13 protein-coding genes and 4 tRNA genes are annotated in these 16,080 nt (G+C 43.4%); 5 read left to right on the top strand and 12 right to left on the bottom strand.

Annotation, left to right across the window (positions count from 1 at the left end; translation table 11 throughout):
- Positions 1-4: 4 nt before the first annotated feature.
- From E7588_00515 to E7588_00505, 3 genes are read left to right on the top strand one after another with little or no spacing between them, the layout of a single operon-like run.
- Positions 5-1,027, top strand: coding sequence for a Gfo/Idh/MocA family oxidoreductase (locus E7588_00515; GenBank protein ID MBE6687740.1), 1,023 nt, complete (start codon positions 5-7; stop codon positions 1,025-1,027).
- A 27-nt stretch (positions 1,028-1,054) separates the two neighbouring features.
- Entirely contained in the window at positions 1,055-1,945 is an 891-nt protein-coding gene (locus E7588_00510; protein ID MBE6687739.1) for a helix-turn-helix domain-containing protein, read from the top strand.
- 33 nt (positions 1,946-1,978) lie between these two features.
- A complete protein-coding gene (locus E7588_00505; protein MBE6687738.1) occupies positions 1,979-3,097 on the top strand; it encodes a Gfo/Idh/MocA family oxidoreductase in 1,119 nt (372 codons plus the stop codon).
- A gap of 54 nt (positions 3,098-3,151) precedes the next feature.
- On the opposite strand, the gene E7588_00500 is transcribed toward E7588_00505, so the two are convergent.
- Positions 3,152-4,330, bottom strand: coding sequence for a cation transporter (locus tag E7588_00500; protein MBE6687737.1), 1,179 nt, complete (start codon positions 4,328-4,330; stop codon positions 3,152-3,154).
- Positions 4,331-4,505: 175 nt separating this feature from the next.
- On the opposite strand from E7588_00500, the gene E7588_00495 reads away from it, so the two are divergent.
- Positions 4,506-5,219 (top strand): hypothetical protein, encoded by a 714-nt coding sequence (locus tag E7588_00495; GenBank protein MBE6687736.1) that lies wholly within the window; start codon positions 4,506-4,508, stop codon positions 5,217-5,219.
- A gap of 330 nt (positions 5,220-5,549) precedes the next feature.
- Here E7588_00495 and E7588_00490 read toward each other — a convergent pair.
- The 4 genes from E7588_00490 to E7588_00475 form a co-directional block, all read right to left on the bottom strand.
- Positions 5,550-5,620: transfer RNA gene (locus tag E7588_00490), tRNA-Cys, on the bottom strand.
- 3 nt (positions 5,621-5,623) lie between these two features.
- Positions 5,624-5,699, bottom strand: a tRNA-Gly gene (locus tag E7588_00485).
- A gap of 7 nt (positions 5,700-5,706) precedes the next feature.
- A tRNA-Phe gene (locus E7588_00480) sits at positions 5,707-5,779 on the bottom strand.
- Between the two features lie 5 nt (positions 5,780-5,784).
- Positions 5,785-5,861: transfer RNA gene (locus E7588_00475), tRNA-Asp, on the bottom strand.
- A 175-nt stretch (positions 5,862-6,036) separates the two neighbouring features.
- On the opposite strand from E7588_00475, the gene E7588_00470 reads away from it, so the two are divergent.
- A complete protein-coding gene (locus E7588_00470; GenBank protein MBE6687735.1) occupies positions 6,037-7,734 on the top strand; it encodes a beta-galactosidase in 1,698 nt (565 codons plus the stop codon).
- A gap of 52 nt (positions 7,735-7,786) precedes the next feature.
- On the opposite strand, the gene E7588_00465 is transcribed toward E7588_00470, so the two are convergent.
- From E7588_00465 to E7588_00435, 7 genes are all read right to left on the bottom strand, one after another.
- Positions 7,787-9,250: a hypothetical protein gene (locus tag E7588_00465; protein MBE6687734.1), complete on the bottom strand. Its 1,464-nt coding sequence runs from the start codon at positions 9,248-9,250 to the stop codon at positions 7,787-7,789.
- A 193-nt stretch (positions 9,251-9,443) separates the two neighbouring features.
- Positions 9,444-10,877 (bottom strand): hypothetical protein, encoded by a 1,434-nt coding sequence (locus E7588_00460; GenBank protein MBE6687733.1) that lies wholly within the window; start codon positions 10,875-10,877, stop codon positions 9,444-9,446.
- Between the two features lie 39 nt (positions 10,878-10,916).
- On the bottom strand, positions 10,917-12,209 hold the full coding sequence (locus E7588_00455; GenBank protein ID MBE6687732.1) for a hypothetical protein: 1,293 nt from the start codon (positions 12,207-12,209) through the stop codon (positions 10,917-10,919).
- A 14-nt stretch (positions 12,210-12,223) separates the two neighbouring features.
- Positions 12,224-12,772 (bottom strand): hypothetical protein, encoded by a 549-nt coding sequence (locus E7588_00450; protein ID MBE6687731.1) that lies wholly within the window; start codon positions 12,770-12,772, stop codon positions 12,224-12,226.
- A 32-nt stretch (positions 12,773-12,804) separates the two neighbouring features.
- Complete coding sequence (locus E7588_00445) at positions 12,805-13,977, bottom strand: Gfo/Idh/MocA family oxidoreductase (GenBank protein ID MBE6687730.1); 1,173 nt, start codon at positions 13,975-13,977, stop codon at positions 12,805-12,807.
- A 143-nt stretch (positions 13,978-14,120) separates the two neighbouring features.
- Positions 14,121-15,110, bottom strand: coding sequence for a helix-turn-helix domain-containing protein (locus E7588_00440; GenBank protein MBE6687729.1), 990 nt, complete (start codon positions 15,108-15,110; stop codon positions 14,121-14,123).
- The gene (locus E7588_00435) at positions 15,001-15,942 is read right to left on the bottom strand and encodes a carbon-nitrogen hydrolase family protein (protein ID MBE6687728.1); all 942 of its coding nucleotides are present in this window, start codon (positions 15,940-15,942) and stop codon (positions 15,001-15,003) included. The genes E7588_00440 and E7588_00435 overlap by 110 nt, the downstream gene beginning before the upstream one ends.
- Positions 15,943-16,080 lie beyond the last annotated feature (138 nt).

Below are 16,080 nucleotides of genomic sequence, written 5' to 3'. Positions count from 1 at the left end.
TATTATGTTACGTGTATGTGTCATCGGCATGGGCCACATAGGAAATATCCACGCATCGGCTTATTACGAAAACCCCAATACAGAGCTTGTGGGTGTGTGCGACCTCCGTCAGGATCGTGCAGAAGCCGCGGGAAAGAAGTTTGATGTACCTTATTATCTGGATGCAGCAACAATGCTCAAAGAATTAAAGCCTGATATGTGCAGTGTGTCTACCGGCGGTTCTGAATACAGCTCCGACCATTTTGCACCCACCATACAGGCACTTGAAGCGGGATGCCACGTCCTGTGCGAAAAGCCCATTTCCAACGACCTTAACAACGCAAGAAAAATGGTTGAAACCGCTAAGAAGCTTGACAGATGCTTTGCCATTGATATGAACCATCGCTTCACTCAGGCTGCTTACCATGCAAAGCGCTGGCAGAACGAGGGGAAAATCGGCGAGCTTTTATTCTGCAACATGGCTCTGTGGATAGGTAAACCGGATACCAACCTTGATACTGAGTATTATCATCTCAAGGCTCTCAATCCGCACAGCGTTGATATTATGCGTCATTTTATGGGTGATGTTGATGAGGTATCCTGCTTTGCAATGAAGTCATCCGGACGTTTCATCTACTCCACCGCTTCCATCAACATGAAGTTTAAGTGCGGTGCCGTAGGCCATCTTACAAGCTCATACGACATAACACGCGGACACCCGATGGAGCGTTGCGAAGTCGCAGGTATAAACGGACGTTTGATTTTCGAAGATATGTGGCGCGAAGCTACCCTTTATCCTGCCGGAAATCCCGTTAAGGAAGTATTCACCAATCCGGTTTTCGGCGACCATCACCGTGACTTCGGCGACACATTCAGAAACCGCATCTTCGCTTTTATCGAAGAAGTTAAAAACGGTGTGAAGCCTTCCGACATAAACGGTTCGGGTCTGGACGGTCTCAAAGCACAGACTGTTATACATTCCGCCATTGAATCACTGCGTGCCGGCGGTAAGCCCATCAAGGTTGACGAATGTACCTTCATGAAATAATAATTTTATGCTGAATTGCTGTTATTTATGAAAAACGATAAATCCACGGTCAAATACCGCGTCCTGGAAGGCAGTGAGCTGTTCGCCCCCTTCGGAATCAACATACGTATCAATAAGGTGTACCAGACCAAAGGATCTTTTCATACACACGACTTTTTTGAGTTTGTTTATGTAGAAAAGGGGTTTATGGTTCACAATCACAACGGCAGAACACATATTCTCACAGCCGGTGATGTTCTTTGCATCGTTCCGGGGCAGATACATTCCTACACAATGGCATACGAAGCGACAATCTACAATATTTTATTTGACAGAAACGCTTTTGGCCCTGCTATCAACGAAATCTCCTCAATTGATATTCTGAAAGACATTTTATCCTGCAACACAAATGTTTTTCCCGTTGTAAAGCTCAACATTCCTCAGCGTCATGAAATGATGAACATGATCAACAAAATGGTGAATGAGCAAATCCAGACAGCCATCGGATGGAAAACAATGTTGCGCGTACACACTTTGGATTTTCTGATTTTCTTTGCGCGTGCATATGCATCTTCGCAACGCGAAAGGGCATTCGAAAACGCCGAAGGCGTTGTGTATTACGGATACATTTTGAAAACACTTAAGTTTATTGAGGACAATTTCAAAAACGATATAACAAGCTCTGAGATAGCCGAAAACGTAGGAATTTCCTCCGATTATATAACAAAGCAATTTAAAAAAGAACTGGAAATAACTCCTCTTGAATATCTTCGCAAATACAGAATCGCAAAAGCCATTGAGCTTATTAAAACTACGGATATGTCTATTTCCGATATATCCGCCGAGTGCGGATTTAACGATCTGAGTCTGTTTTCCAGAGTTTTCAAACATACGTTCGGTCTTACTCCGCGTGATTTTAAGAAAGAAATTCAGGATTAATACATTAACTGATTTGAAAGGGGCAAAAACACTATGGCAAATTCACCTTTGAAGGTCGGCGTTGTCGGCATGGGCGGAATAGGCAATACTCATTCCAAGGCTTACAAAGCTGACGAACTTGCAGAGCTTGTTTGCGTCTGCGACATCAACAAAGAGAAAGCCGACAAGGCTGCTGCAGAGTACGGTGTAGAGGCATTTTACGACATAAAGGAAATGCTCAACGCACATCCCGAATTGGACATTGTAGACGTTACAACCTCCGGTTTCGAAAACGGTTCATGGCACTATGAGCCCGTTATGATCGCTCTTGATGCAGGCAAAAACGTTTTGGTTGAAAAACCGATCTCCAACGAAATCGTTGAAGCGCGCGAAATGGTTGACTTTGCGACCAAGAAAGGCGTATATCTCGGCTGTAATCTTAACCACTACTTCTCAAAGCCCGCTGAGCGTGCGCGTGAAATCATGAACAACGGCGGTGTCGGCGAGCAGGTTTACTGTATGCACAAGGTCGGATTCAACGGAAGCAGCAACACCTACGGCGGTCTCATGTCCAACCGTTGGCATCGTCCCTATGCTCACGCAAAGGCATTCCTAACTCATCCCTTCAGCGTAATGCGTTACTTCTGCGGCAACATCACTCACGTTCAGGCATTTATGGACAGAACAGGTGTACGCCGTCAAGCTGAGGATATGATGCTCTCAATTCAGAGTGTACATGTTAAATTCGAAAACGGATGTGTCGGTTACCTTCTCTCCCAGAGAGGCGATGCAATGTTTGGTCTGGGTGGCTGGTGGAGCTTTGAGCTGGCAGGCACAAAGGGTACTTTCGTTATTGAAAACTGTGTTGAAAGACTTAAGTACTGGAAAGCTCCTGATAAGGGCGAGCCTGCTCCCGGTTCTATGCCCGATCCCACTGAAATTCTTGATACCGGTGTCAAGAGCTTTGACGCAACTTTCCCCATGCGTATCCACGCATATCTGGAGGACGTTACCAACAAAGTACCTCTTGAGCACCTTCGTTCTTCCGGTCGTGACGCTCTGGCTACCATGGAATACATTTTCGCCGCTATCGAATCCTACGAAAACGGCGGCGAGATTGTTCGTCCCCATGCACTGCCCCCCGTTCACGGTCACCCCTCTATTATTCACTGATATTAGTTTAAAAACAAGAAGTGCACGACTGTGCACTTCTTGTTTTTGTTCGGTTTATTTACATGTTGAAGTATAATTTCTGTCAATGGTAAGAATAGTATTGTAAGACGGGTCTATTTCTTTAATTTTATGTGTAACAAGCTCACGGAGTTCAATGTCATTGATGGCAAATGATGCCGGAATACATATATCAAACAAAAGATTGGAATGCGTCGTTCCGCTGACAAGTCTGAAATCATGCATAGATATCTGATCTGAAATTTCGCACAGAAGCGATTTCACCTTCTCACGTAATTCGTTTGTAAGCGGATTGTCCGTTTCGATAGGATCAAGATGTATTACGACATTCAGATCGTCATTTTTTTTGAAATCAAACTCAATATTATCAATAATATCATGGCTCAGCATTATATCTTGATTGGACGGGACTTCAACGTGAACGGAAGCAAAGCATCTGCCTTCGCCGTAATTATGAACAACAAGATCGTGATAACCCAATACGCCTTCATAGGACATGATTTTTGATGCTATATTTTCCACCAGTTTATTATCGGGGGCAATTCCGAGGATAGGGTCTATTGCCTCTTTCATAAGGCGTACACCCGAAATGATAATAAATATTGCAACCGCAAGACCGAACCATCCATCCAGAACAATGCCGAATGAGAGGCTTATAATTATTCCAAACAGTACCACCGAGGTAGCTATTGCATCACCGACACTGTCAAACGAAGTTGCTATAAGCGCCACAGAGTTTATTTTTTTACCTACCGAACGGTTAAAATAACCCTGCCACAGCTTTAGAAATATCGAAAATACCAGAACAGCAACGGTGAATATATCAAATCCGTTTTTAACCGGATTAAGAATTGCATTAACAGACTCGGTGAAAAACTCAAAGCCGATGAAAATAACAATCAGTGAAACGAAAAGCCCCGACAGATATTCCATACGTGCATGTCCGTAGGGATGCTCGTCATCCGCCGGCTTTTGCGACATTTTAAATCCCACAAGTGTTATAACAGACGACGCGGAGTCCGAAAGATTATTCACCGCATCGGCAGTAATAGCCACACTTTTTGAAAGTATACCGACTGTTATTTTTAGTATGAACAATATTATATTTGTCATTATACCCATTACACCCGCAACAACACCGTATCGTGCGCGAACAGCAGGGTCATCCACATTTTCGTGTTTTTTTACAAAAGCTCTTAACAAAAAATCCGGCATGGTTCACCTCAAAAAATATTACTCTTATATTATATTACAACGGAAGCAACATGTTCATGTAACGCTTTATATTTTAACACAAAAAACTTATTTTGTAAAGTAAAAAACAACACTTGACAACAAAATCGTTATATGGTATACTTATCCCCACCATAAATCTTAAGGAATATGTAATATGTTTGGCATAAAAAGAAAGTTTAACCCGGAAAAATTTTATAAAAGAGCCGGCAAATTCGATGCATTTGAACTGATTAAGTATAACGAAGCCTCTCAGTATTTCCGCGACAACGCCGTAAATGCAGTATATGCAAAACTCGGATTAAAGGTTGTCGCCGTTTCGGATGTTCACGGACACACAGGATTTCATCCCGACAGCTTCAGCGAGTTTATGAGTAACATAGACAAGTATGATGTTTGCATATTACTCGGGGATTTTTATGATTGCGATATACAAAAAATTCTGGACATCATACCAAAAGAAAGAATAATCGCTCTGCGTGGGAATCACGACAGCTTTGATATTTATGAAAAATACGGAATACAGAATATCGACCGGAAATCCGTCACTGTCAACGGAGTACGAATTGCCGGAATCGAAGGCAGCTTCCGTTATAAAAATCGTGATTTCCCCTCTTACACACAATACGAAAGCCTGCGTACCGCACGCGACATGCCACAGGGAGCGGATGTACTCATCACACATGATTGCATGTTTACCGAAGCAAAAAACGATGCTGCCCATGCAGGACTGATAGGTATAACACATTATGTTTTTGCAAACGGTGTCAAATGGCACATTCACGGACATTTACACAAATCCTATTATAAAGAATACCATAACGGAACCAAAGAAAAATGCGTTTACATGTTTGAATACATAGAAATATAAAACCCAAGGTATTCGGTTGACTTGGTACATTTCTTTCATTATGCGTCTACGCAAGTGCTATGCTGACTTGCGCCACCCGGACACCTCTTCGAGGCTATCGGCTGTCCGATTCCGTTCTTTCATTTTGCGCTGACGCGAGTGCTGTGACATTTTGGCGCCACCCGGACGCCTCTTCGAGGCTATCGGCTGTCCGATTCCGTTCTTTCATTTTGCGCTGACGCAAGTGCTGTGACATTTTGGCGCCACCCGGACGCCTCTTCGAGGCTATCGGCTGTCCGATTCCGGATGGCAAAAAAATAAAACCATGCGCTGCATGGTTTTATTCTTTTCAGGCGCCACCCGGAATCGGACCGGGGATAAAGGTTTTGCAGACCTCTGCCTTACCGCTTGGCTATGGCGCCGTATGGAGCGGATTACGGGGCTCGAACCCGCCACCTCCACCTTGGCAAGGTGGCGCTCTACCAAATGAGCTAAATCCGCATAAAAGTGCCTCCGGTCGGAATTGAACCAACGACACGAGGATTTTCAGTCCTCTGCTCTACCAACTGAGCTACAGAGGCATAAATGGCGACCCGAAGGGGACTCGAACCCCTGACCTCTAGCGTGACAGGCTAGCGTTCTAACCAACTGAACTACCGGGCCAGACAATATATGCTTTGTACTTGCGACTTGTATATAATACCACAAAACTTCAGATTTGTCAATACTTATTTTGAAATTTCTTTATTTTTTTTTAAAACAATCAAGCATTGACTTTTCAATCCTTGTATTATATAATATTCGTAAGATAACCATAATTTTCAAGGAGAAAACAAACATGATACCACGTAACGAGCATCCCAATCCCCAATTCAAGCGCCGTGATTATGAGATTTTAAACGGCGTATGGGGATTTGAAATTGATAATTCCGGAAGTGGTGAACAACGCGGTTTGGTTGATAAAAAAACTTTTGACAGTGAGATTATAGTCCCCTTTTGCCCCGAAAGCAAGCTTTCAGGCATAAATAATACTGATTTCATGAATGCGGTCTGGTACAAGCGTGAAATTGATATTCCCGCGGAAAAGTTATCTGGGCGAACCATTCTGCATTTCGGTGCGGTGGATTACACATCAACAATATACATAAACTCAAAAAAAGTTATGACCCACAGCGGAGGGTTTGCCTCCTTTGAAGCGGATATAACCGACTATGTTGTCGCAGGTAAAAACACCCTGGTAGTTCATGTGCAGGATCCCATCAGATACAAAAAACTTCCTTCCGGCAAGCAATCCAAAAACTACGCCTCGCGCGGTTGCCACTACACCCGCACGACCGGCATTTGGCAGACTGTATGGCTGGAGTACAAACCCATACAACACATAAAAGGATTTAAGTATTATACTGATACCGAAAATGGTACGGTCACCGTTGTCACAGATGTACATGGCAACGGCGATCTTGCAACCGAGATAACCTACAACAATAAGCTTATGGCAAAATCATCAGTAAAAGCATCGGGAACAATCACTCAGACATTCACTCTTTGCGAAAAGCATCTCTGGGAACCGGGGCATGGCAGACTTTACGATGTTAAATTCACATTTGGCAATGATGAAGTCACAAGCTATTTTGGGCTAAGAAGCATTGGACTCGACGGTATGAAATTTCTTCTCAACGGCAAGCCGTTTTTCCAGCGCACTGTACTCGACCAGGGCTATTATCCCGACAGCATAATGACAGCTCCGAGCGAACAGGCGCTTATTGACGATATAGAAATGTCCATGGCGCTGGGCTTTAACGGTGCAAGACTGCATCAGAAGGTCTTTGAACCTTTGTTCTTATATCACTGCGACAGACTTGGCTACACGGTGTGGGGAGAATATGCAAGCTGGGGGCTTTCCTATCACGCTGACGGATTCATGCAGGTAATTCCCGAATGGATCGAGGTGCTGGAGCGCGACTTCAACCATCCCTCTATTATCGGATGGTGTCCGCTCAACGAGGTATGGGAAGATTTTGAGGACGAGTTTATAAAGCAGATATGTGTTGCTACAAAGCGTTTTGACCCTACCCGCCCCTGCATCGACGTTTCGGGGGGATTTCACACCGATGCAACTGATATTTACTGTCTGCACGACTATGAACAAAACCCGGAAATCCTGGGCGAAAAATACGCATTCTTTGAAGCGGGAACACATCCTCAGAACAACTGGACACGCGATGGAGATTATCACAGTCAGCCGATATACGTCAGCGAATACGGCGGCATAGCGTGGAAAACGGGTGATGTCCAGGGATGGGGTTACGGCAGTGCTCCCAAAACAAAAAAAGAATATCTCGAACGTTATACAGCTCTTACGAAGATATTACTGAATAACAAGAACATCATGGGCTTCTGTTACACACAGCTTTACGATATAGAACAAGAGATAAACGGAATATACACCTACGGCAGAAAGCCCAAGTTCACAAAGGAAGAAATGGAAATGATAAAAGCCGCAAACACTGCACCTGCGGCTATGGAAGAACAATAATACAACGCCCTCTTGTTTTTTGCGTAAGAGGGCGTTATTACTTTGATAATGCTTATTTCACTGCAAGAGTTTTTGCCATTTCGAGAACGTATTCCAGTTTTTCTCTGAACTGTTCGTTATCCGCATAGCGTCTGATATTCCAGGTACGCTCTGCGAGTGCTGCAAGGTTTTCTCTTACGGGCTGAATATCCTGTTCGTATGTACATTCCCATGCACACAGAAGTCCGCCCTTGACCTGCTTGGTGGGCTGAAGATGTATAGGATTGAGGCGAGCCTCCGACTTCGGCCACCAGTGTTGCCAGTTGTAAACATTCCATGCCATTATCTCCTCGGGAGTCCAGCGACGGTTGGGGACGATATACATAGGAACCCATGAAGCGTTTACAATATTAAAGCCCTCTTCAACAAGATCAGGAGCAAGGTGATAGTAGGATTCCCATGCGATTACAAGGACATCTCTGGATATAGCCTCATTTCCCTCTTTTGGGAAGCCCTCCCAAACGATAGGGGTTCTGCCCAGCCCCAGCACCATATCCGTCATAAGCTTGGTGAAGTGGGTGTAAAGTTCTCTGACTGTGGAAATACCGTGCTCAGCCATATATTTCTTACAGTCGGTGCAGTAGTTCCACTCGTTGATTTCAGCCTCGTCGCCGCCTATATGCAGGTACTTTGAGTATGGGAACATTTCAATTATTTCTTCAACCAACTTTTTGAGATTGTCCATTATACCGGGTTTGCCGACGCAAATAATGTTATTCTTGAAATTGGTTTTAAACGCAGTCGGGTCTGCTTCATCGCCTTTTTTCTCCTCCAAAGTGTTGGCGAACAGCTCGGGGTATGCGTTAACCATTGCCGCCGCATGACCGGGAACCTCAATTTCGGGAATAAGCTCGATATTACGTGCGTGAGCATATTCGTTAAGCTCGGCAATCTGCGCCTTGGTATAGTGACGGTCTTCGGTGGAAACACCGGGGAAAATATCACTGGGAAGAGTGTAGCTCTGGGTATCGATAAAATGCAGGTGTAAATACTTCACTTTATAGAGATAGCAAAGGTCGATATATTCAAAAAGGGTTTCAAAAGGATGCCATTGACGGGCAAGGTCAACCATGAGGGAACGGAACTCGCAGTCCGGCTTATCCGAAATTTTAACAAGCGGAATATCAATGCATTCGCCGTCAACGCACATAAGCTGTAAAACGGTGGAGAGTGCGTTGGTTACACCGTTATCCTCGCATGCGTATATCTTAACGTTATTTTCGTTGCAATCGATGCGGTATTCGCCCTTAGCCAGACCGAGGTCGGTATAAATCTCAATGCCGCCGCACGCGATTTCAAAATCCGCGCCGTGAATTCTGCCCGCGTATTCTGCAAAAGTTTCGGCGTATTTCTTGAACTTTTCGTTATCTGTGTATATTTTGGGTTGAATTTTTGCAATAGCAAAATTGCCGTCATTATCCACACCGCAAACTTCCTTTGGCATGGGAATAACTCTGAGTTTAGTAAATGCTGCCATTGTTATTACCTCGTTTCATAAAATGTAAAAATCCACTTGTATTTTAGCACAAAAAAGCACAAATTGCAAGAGAAAACGCACAAAAAATATAGTAATAATACAAAAAACAGGTGCAGACCCTATGACCGCACCTGATGTATGGATTTTATCTGCACACTGTAATACCCGTCCCCTATCGGAAACGGGTATTTGACTATTTAAGTTCTTTAATTATTTTTTTCACGCCGTTTTCGTATACACCTTGCCACTCGGGTGCAAGCATACATTCTATGGTTTCATATCCGCCGTTGTTATAAATATCGGCAGGTGCTCCGTAGTGCATATATCCGTTGGCGTAACCAATGACAGCAGTTTTATCAAATGGTGAAAAGCTCTTTATATTTTCGCCTATGGCTGTAAGAGGTTCAACAGGTGCAGTTACCATCAACATATCACCTATTCTCACACCTGTGATGTTGACACTAAGGCTTGACGCGCCGTAGGATTTATTATGTATCTCGTGCCATTCCAGCGTTTCAAGAGTTGTTGCAAGCTTGGAAAGCTTCTCCATGGTTTTGAGATTTTCAAGATACTTTTCTATGTTCTTACGGTTGATTTCATCCTGTTCGCAAAAATGATTTGTGCCGAATTTCTTTTCCTTAATATACACATAAGCATCGGCAAGAGGATAATCGGGGCTTATCAGATATTTCATATACAATGGAAGAAATGCTTTGAAGTTAAGAGGACATCCACCGAGTGTTCCGCAAAGTCTGTCGCGTTCGCAGACAATTTTCTTTTTCACGGCATCAAAATCCTGTCTGAGAGGGAAATCCGCCGTTATCGAAGCAAGCGAGACATTTTTATTGTCAGTTTCTATTTCTTTAAGCACTCTGACAACCGCAAGTCCCAATGCAGTGCCTGATTTTTCACAGCTTTTTGGTATGTCGTAATTTTTATACTCATCCTCAGTAACATCCCCTCCGCAAGACTGGAACATCATAGCTTCGGCACCGGTATATTCCTTTACAATGCGTTCGGCGATTCCGGGAAAGTTAGCCGTAACTCCGTTATTTGAATACCCCAACAGCGGATGGCATCCGAAGGTAAACATAACACAAATCGGAGTGCCGTCAGTACATTCTATTTTTATAACATTTACCGTGTCATCTGCAAATTCCACCCGTGCAATATCCTCATCACGCGGGCAGGGATGCGCCTGACGAATCGTACTTGCCGAACCGTCCTTTAAAGTCAGTGTGCGGTTTATAATGAAGCTATTTTCATGTCCTGAGCTGTACCCGATTCTGACGCGCTGCATGTTTCCAAGCGCCTCTTTTACGGCGTTTCCGATACGGGATATAACCTCTTTTTCTTCAAGCGTCATTGCGTATGGAGTATGAGTGTGGGTAGTTCCGCAAATGACAAAATCTATACCGGATTTTTCTGAAAGAGCTTTTATATTCGGAAATATTTCGTCCGAAAAATCCCCTATTCCGCCGCCCAGACAAATGCAATCCATGGAAATAAAGGCAACCCGATTTGTTCCGTTATCCAGCACAAGCACCTTGGCATAAAGTCTGTCATTAACAATTCCCTTATCGGTTGTTATATCGGCTTTCGCAAAGCCTGCTTTGAGTTGTGGCATTTTATTCTCTCCTTTACATTTATGAAAGAAAGGGTTTTGTCATTCTGCCGTAATGAACACACCGTCGCCCTGGGAAAGAGTTACCGTGTATTCACTGTTGACCGCTTCAAGCTGTTTCGGCTCACCGTCATAGTACATTGTTATAATACCGTTTGCCCTGAATCTGACGGTACAGGACTTAGGCATATTGAAATCCTGCATATTTACAAGTGTAAATGCCGTGCCGTTGCCGTCCTTCTTCTCAAAGCATCCCACCAAAAGAGGTGTATCGCAGCATATCTCAGAAATGGTATCAAAACCCGTATAGGGCTGATACATTTCAAGATAAGGAGTAGTTTCCGGTGTAGAATTCAAATTAAACGCTCCGATATTTTTGTACTGAACATAAATATCTGAAAGCTTATGAAGTCCCTCGCACATTCTCTTGGAAGCGAAGAACAGCTTTGTTCTGTCGCCGCGGACGTTGATAAGGGCACCTGTGTGCATGGTGCGGTCAGCAAAGGTGTAATACATCATAGCCTTTGCACCGAACGAAAGCATTGTATACGCCTGCCAACGAAGATCCGCCTCATCCGGTTCGCGCACGCTGTAATGCCAGCTGCAAGTCTGTATACAGGTCCACATCTCCCTGCCGCTTCGACGACAGGCATCAGCGAGAAGTTCAATATTCTTTACATAATCGGCATAGGTTGGTTTTGTATATTCTGCAGGGAACATATCGGGATTATCAGGATCAATGCCTCTTTTACAAGGGTATATATCTGCACTGATAAAATCGGTGGGAACATGTTTTATGTATTCCTCAAGGTATTGGCGGTAATCTGCCGAGGGCTGTTCGTAATACTCAATGGGCGCTTTCCAGGCACCGCCCGAAAGCTGTGCGGAATTTGCATACATTGGCAGAAGGTTCACATACGCTTTTTTATCAGGGAACATTTTATTGAATTTTTCAATTTCCTTGCCGAGCACCTCAAAATGTTCAATACCGGGTTCGTCTACATAGAAGCAGTAGGTGTATGACGGTTCATCCTTGAACCACATTTGGTCCGCCTTGTCAAGGTCAAGCAACGAAGCTCTTTCATAAAACTTCTGCAGATTTTTATCACTTACCGCAGCCTCAATACCGTTATCGGCAAGCCATTTGAAAACATCGTACTTTTTATTCTCTGCCAACTCGCCGGCACGTATGATTGCAAAATCTATACCCGCTTCGGCAAGCTTTTGTATATCTGTTTCCTGTATTTCGTTATAGGTTTTAAGCGGTCCGTATGCTCCGATACGTATTCTGTCCTTTTTGAGAAGTTCTACTGCAGTTTTGTTGTGCGAAGACATTATCTTTTCCTCCGTTACATGAATTCCAGACATGCAAAATGTGATGGTGTATGAAAGCTTGCCGTGTAAGTGGGTGAAAATGCATACAGTGTGCCATTGCCGTTTTTATCTCTGTTTATTCTGTATGCATTAAACAGCCACGGAATATCACCCGGACAAGTAAAGTGTTCAGTTATAAACGAAAACGGTATATGCACCTCGGTTGTATAGTATCCGTCACTTATATTGGTTATATAACGCACAGGGCAGTTGTCCAATGGTAGGACATAAACTTGCGGGTATCCGAGATTGTGTATTCCGGCATTGTAGCTCGCACCGTTAGGAGCAGAGTCAAATTCAAAATAATCCACATTATCGGCACCAGGCGAAATAAACACCTCGGTCGCCTCACCGCGCCACACCGGGTCGTTATATCTTGAATACGGCATAAAAAGCGGCACGCTGTGACAGCATTCAAAGGTAAATACAATTTCTTTTTCATTATAAAACGCACTCAAAAAAGTGTTTATTGTTTCACATTTTTCACCATTGTTCGGCATAAGCGGATATTTTTCGGGGATCACACCACTTGTGTCCTTATATATCTTAAAGCCCTTCATCGTGAAATTACAAAATCGTATTCATCTATGCTTATTTTCACGGGAAGACCGAGTCTTACCGACTCGCGTGCCTTGAGACACATAAGTGTTGCACGGCTTCCCGCCACGGCATCACAGGGAGAGGGAGCATCCAGAAGAATGCAGTCCACAAAGCCGTCAAGCAGATTATAATGTCCCTTATCCACCGTAGGGAAACCAAAGTCGGTGGATTTACCAACATTTTTATTTCTTTCACGCACTTTGTTTATATACAGGTTAGATCCCTCACCCTCTGTTATTTCGGGATACGGATCAATCTTGAAGGGATAGTTTTTCTTGTTTATATCTGTCCTTCCGCCGACGCGAAGCTGGAGATAGTGGTCGAGCTGTAAAGACATTCCGCCCTTATATACCTCGATTAGCTCCTTGGGGTGATCAAAGCTTCCGCAGGACGCATCAAATATGGTACATACAGAAAGATCTTCAAACAGCACTGTTACGGAAGCATTGACTCGTGACCAGCCCTCTGCATATATTTTTATGGGTTCCTTGCCTATCATATAGCACGCAAGATCAAAAAAGTGGCAAAACTCACCTATTATTGTGCCCTGACCGACAAATTCGTCAAAAGCGTATGATTTAAAGGAAGCGCTGTCGTCATTAATGCGGATAAGCATCATGGTTGCTTCTTCCTCGCGGAGCTTTGTCACATCTCCGTAACGCTTGTATCTCCACGGAGTTTCTTCGGCGGTATCCTGGCTGTCAAGAAGTGCCTTCGCATCCTTCACAATAGGAGCGCATCTTCGGTTAAAGCCTACAACCAGTTTAACATTATTCTGCTGAATAATACGCATTATATCATACGATTCTTTGACTGTTGTGCTCATGGGCTTTTCTACAAAAATGTGTTTTCCGTGCTCGGCGGCATCGCGTATTATTCTTTCACGCACATCATGACATGTTAGAATGAGAACGCCGTCTACCTCTTCATCCTCCAGAACATCCATATAATTCTGAGTGAATTTTTCACCCACATAATGCTCCTTTACGTAATCAAGATTCTCCTGCATAAGGTCGGAGCACCATTTTACTCGTATTCTTGGGTTGGTAAAAGCATTTTCGAGGTGAACGTCCTTGGCGATGTGGCCGCACCCGATTATACCTATAACGGCTTTTTTGCTGTCTTTCATATAAATTCTCCTTTATCAAAAACAGACGGGGAATATTCCCCGTCTGTCCAAGATGAATATTCCGTAATTATTTACATGAACATTCTACAACAACATAAGATAAAATTCAATTCACATTTGTCAGCAATACTTGCACATTTGTATCACGGTCTTACACTCAGACTTTGATTGTTACTGCGGTACTCACCGGGATTCTGACCGACATAGTTTTTAAACACTCTGTTAAAATATGACGGGGATGAAAAACCGAGTTTTTCTGAAAGCTCATTTATTTTCATACTGCTTTCGGCAAGGTATATTTTTGCCTCATCTACTCGTTTTTGTAATATATAGTGAATGGGAGAAGTGTCATACACACGGCGGAACTCACGGCAAAGCGTTGAACGGTTCATGCGAGAAATACGAACAAGCTCATTCAGTTCTATTCGCTGGGTATAGTTGGCGTCGATGTAGTTTTTTATGTCCTTTATTCCCGAAATATCGGCATGGAAATCCGAATTATTGGTATAGAACAGCGGTTCACCGGCATCCTGCACTCCAATCGACTCCAACGCAAGCTCATAAATCAGTACGTGCAATGTCGAACGCGCAACAGTGGTATCTCCTTTATTGAGAGCATTAAGTGTTATATCCGCAAGATGGCGGAAAAACGGCATATTCTTTACCTTCACCGTACGCGGCAAAGCCATAAGCGTTTCGTAAAGAGCAGGGTCTGTCACAAAAAACTTGCAGTCAAAGGCACAGTTTATATCGCCGTCAAACCAGTCCCTGTTGTTTGCACGATATGACAATCTGAGGCTATGCTTTTCGGAAGGCTTTATGATAATTATCTCATTTTCGCTGTCTGGAGTCACGGCATTTTCGCCGTCAAACAGCTCCAGGCGGTCATTGTTAAGTATATAAAGCTGAAAAATTTCATTATGCGTGTGCGCCTCATGAACATTCAGACCGCGGTAGCGTGCGGCATACACTATGGAAATACCGGGGTTATCGGTGTACATAAACAGCCTCTTTTTCAGTTTACTAAACAGTATATTTATTTCTGTGATTGATTGATCTTTTAAGATATTCGTCCAGCTCATGAATGTTAAATTCGCGTAGAATATCATGAACAGTTCTGTCATCGCACTCATTGGTAACAAGCACCGCGCCCATATCCGTATAGGGATCGTGTATTGTTACCTTTCCGCCATACTTATCCTTCATCATGGAAAGGGAAACAAGATTATAATCAAGATGGACTACTGCGTAGTCAAGATTAAGAGTTCTTGTTACATGATTATAATAAAGAGTGGACTCAGCAATTCTTTCCCCTACGGGCGAAATTATACCGCCGTTAAGATTTCCGTAGCCTATAGCGCTGACAAGATAACTTCTGGTATCAAAGGCAAAATAATTCTGCAGAAAAGCACCGTGAAAATTACTCATGAAAAGCACCATATCGGGCTTAAGTGCTTTTATTCTAAAGCGCAGGTCATCAAAATTCAAGTCAAAGCAGATAATCGCGGAGACCCTTCCAAAGTCACATTCAAAAACAGCCGCATCTCTGCCGCACATTATATCATAATCAAGCGTTTCGCCTATCATGGGGTAATTCTTTTCGTACACTCCCATAACATTGCCGCTTCGGTCTATCATCTGACAGCAGTTGCGCATTACTCCGCTGATTTCCGCAACACAGGGATACGCAATATAGCAATTATTCTCCTTTGCCTTTTTGCAAAGATAATCAAGAACCCTTGTTCCACGGCTCTTATAGTACTCTTTGCGTTCGTTTACGCCGTAACCCGCAGGGCGGTCGCACACCTCCGGAAGAACTATAAGGTCGGGCTTTTCACAAAGCACCGGATTTATATTTTTTTCCAGATGCGCAATGACAAAATCCACTGCATCGATTTCGGGCGACTTTTCTTTTATGTCGCAGGCGTTAATACTTATTGTACTTACTTTAGCATATTTTGCCATAAGAAATCCCCTTTACAATTAAATCTTTCACTGAGTATAGCATAAATAAAAGCAAAATTCAATACCTCAGCTATTGCTTTTTAATATAATTTATGATAAAATGAACACGGAATTTGTAACACAAGTATTTTGTCACGA

The sequence above is a fragment of the Oscillospiraceae bacterium genome, from assembly GCA_015065085.1.
Lineage (GTDB): Bacteria > Bacillota > Clostridia > Oscillospirales > SIG627 > SIG627.
This window is presented reverse-complemented; position numbering and strand designations above follow the sequence as displayed.

Coding starts and splice junctions, on each gene's coding strand:
- E7588_00455 (MBE6687732.1), bottom strand. CDS start 12,209: ATGTCTTCGCACAACAAAACTGCAGTAGAACTTCTCAAAAAGGACAGA.
- E7588_00460 (MBE6687733.1), bottom strand. CDS start 10,877: ATGCCACAACTCAAAGCAGGCTTTGCGAAAGCCGATATAACAACCGAT.
- E7588_00510 (MBE6687739.1), top strand. CDS start 1,055: ATGAAAAACGATAAATCCACGGTCAAATACCGCGTCCTGGAAGGCAGT.
- E7588_00445 (MBE6687730.1), bottom strand. CDS start 13,977: ATGAAAGACAGCAAAAAAGCCGTTATAGGTATAATCGGGTGCGGCCAC.
- E7588_00470 (MBE6687735.1), top strand. CDS start 6,037: ATGATACCACGTAACGAGCATCCCAATCCCCAATTCAAGCGCCGTGAT.
- E7588_00505 (MBE6687738.1), top strand. CDS start 1,979: ATGGCAAATTCACCTTTGAAGGTCGGCGTTGTCGGCATGGGCGGAATA.
- E7588_00515 (MBE6687740.1), top strand. CDS start 5: ATGTTACGTGTATGTGTCATCGGCATGGGCCACATAGGAAATATCCAC.
- E7588_00495 (MBE6687736.1), top strand. CDS start 4,506: ATGTTTGGCATAAAAAGAAAGTTTAACCCGGAAAAATTTTATAAAAGA.
- E7588_00500 (MBE6687737.1), bottom strand. CDS start 4,330: ATGCCGGATTTTTTGTTAAGAGCTTTTGTAAAAAAACACGAAAATGTG.
- E7588_00440 (MBE6687729.1), bottom strand. CDS start 15,110: ATGAGTGCGATGACAGAACTGTTCATGATATTCTACGCGAATTTAACA.
- E7588_00435 (MBE6687728.1), bottom strand. CDS start 15,942: ATGGCAAAATATGCTAAAGTAAGTACAATAAGTATTAACGCCTGCGAC.
- E7588_00465 (MBE6687734.1), bottom strand. CDS start 9,250: ATGGCAGCATTTACTAAACTCAGAGTTATTCCCATGCCAAAGGAAGTT.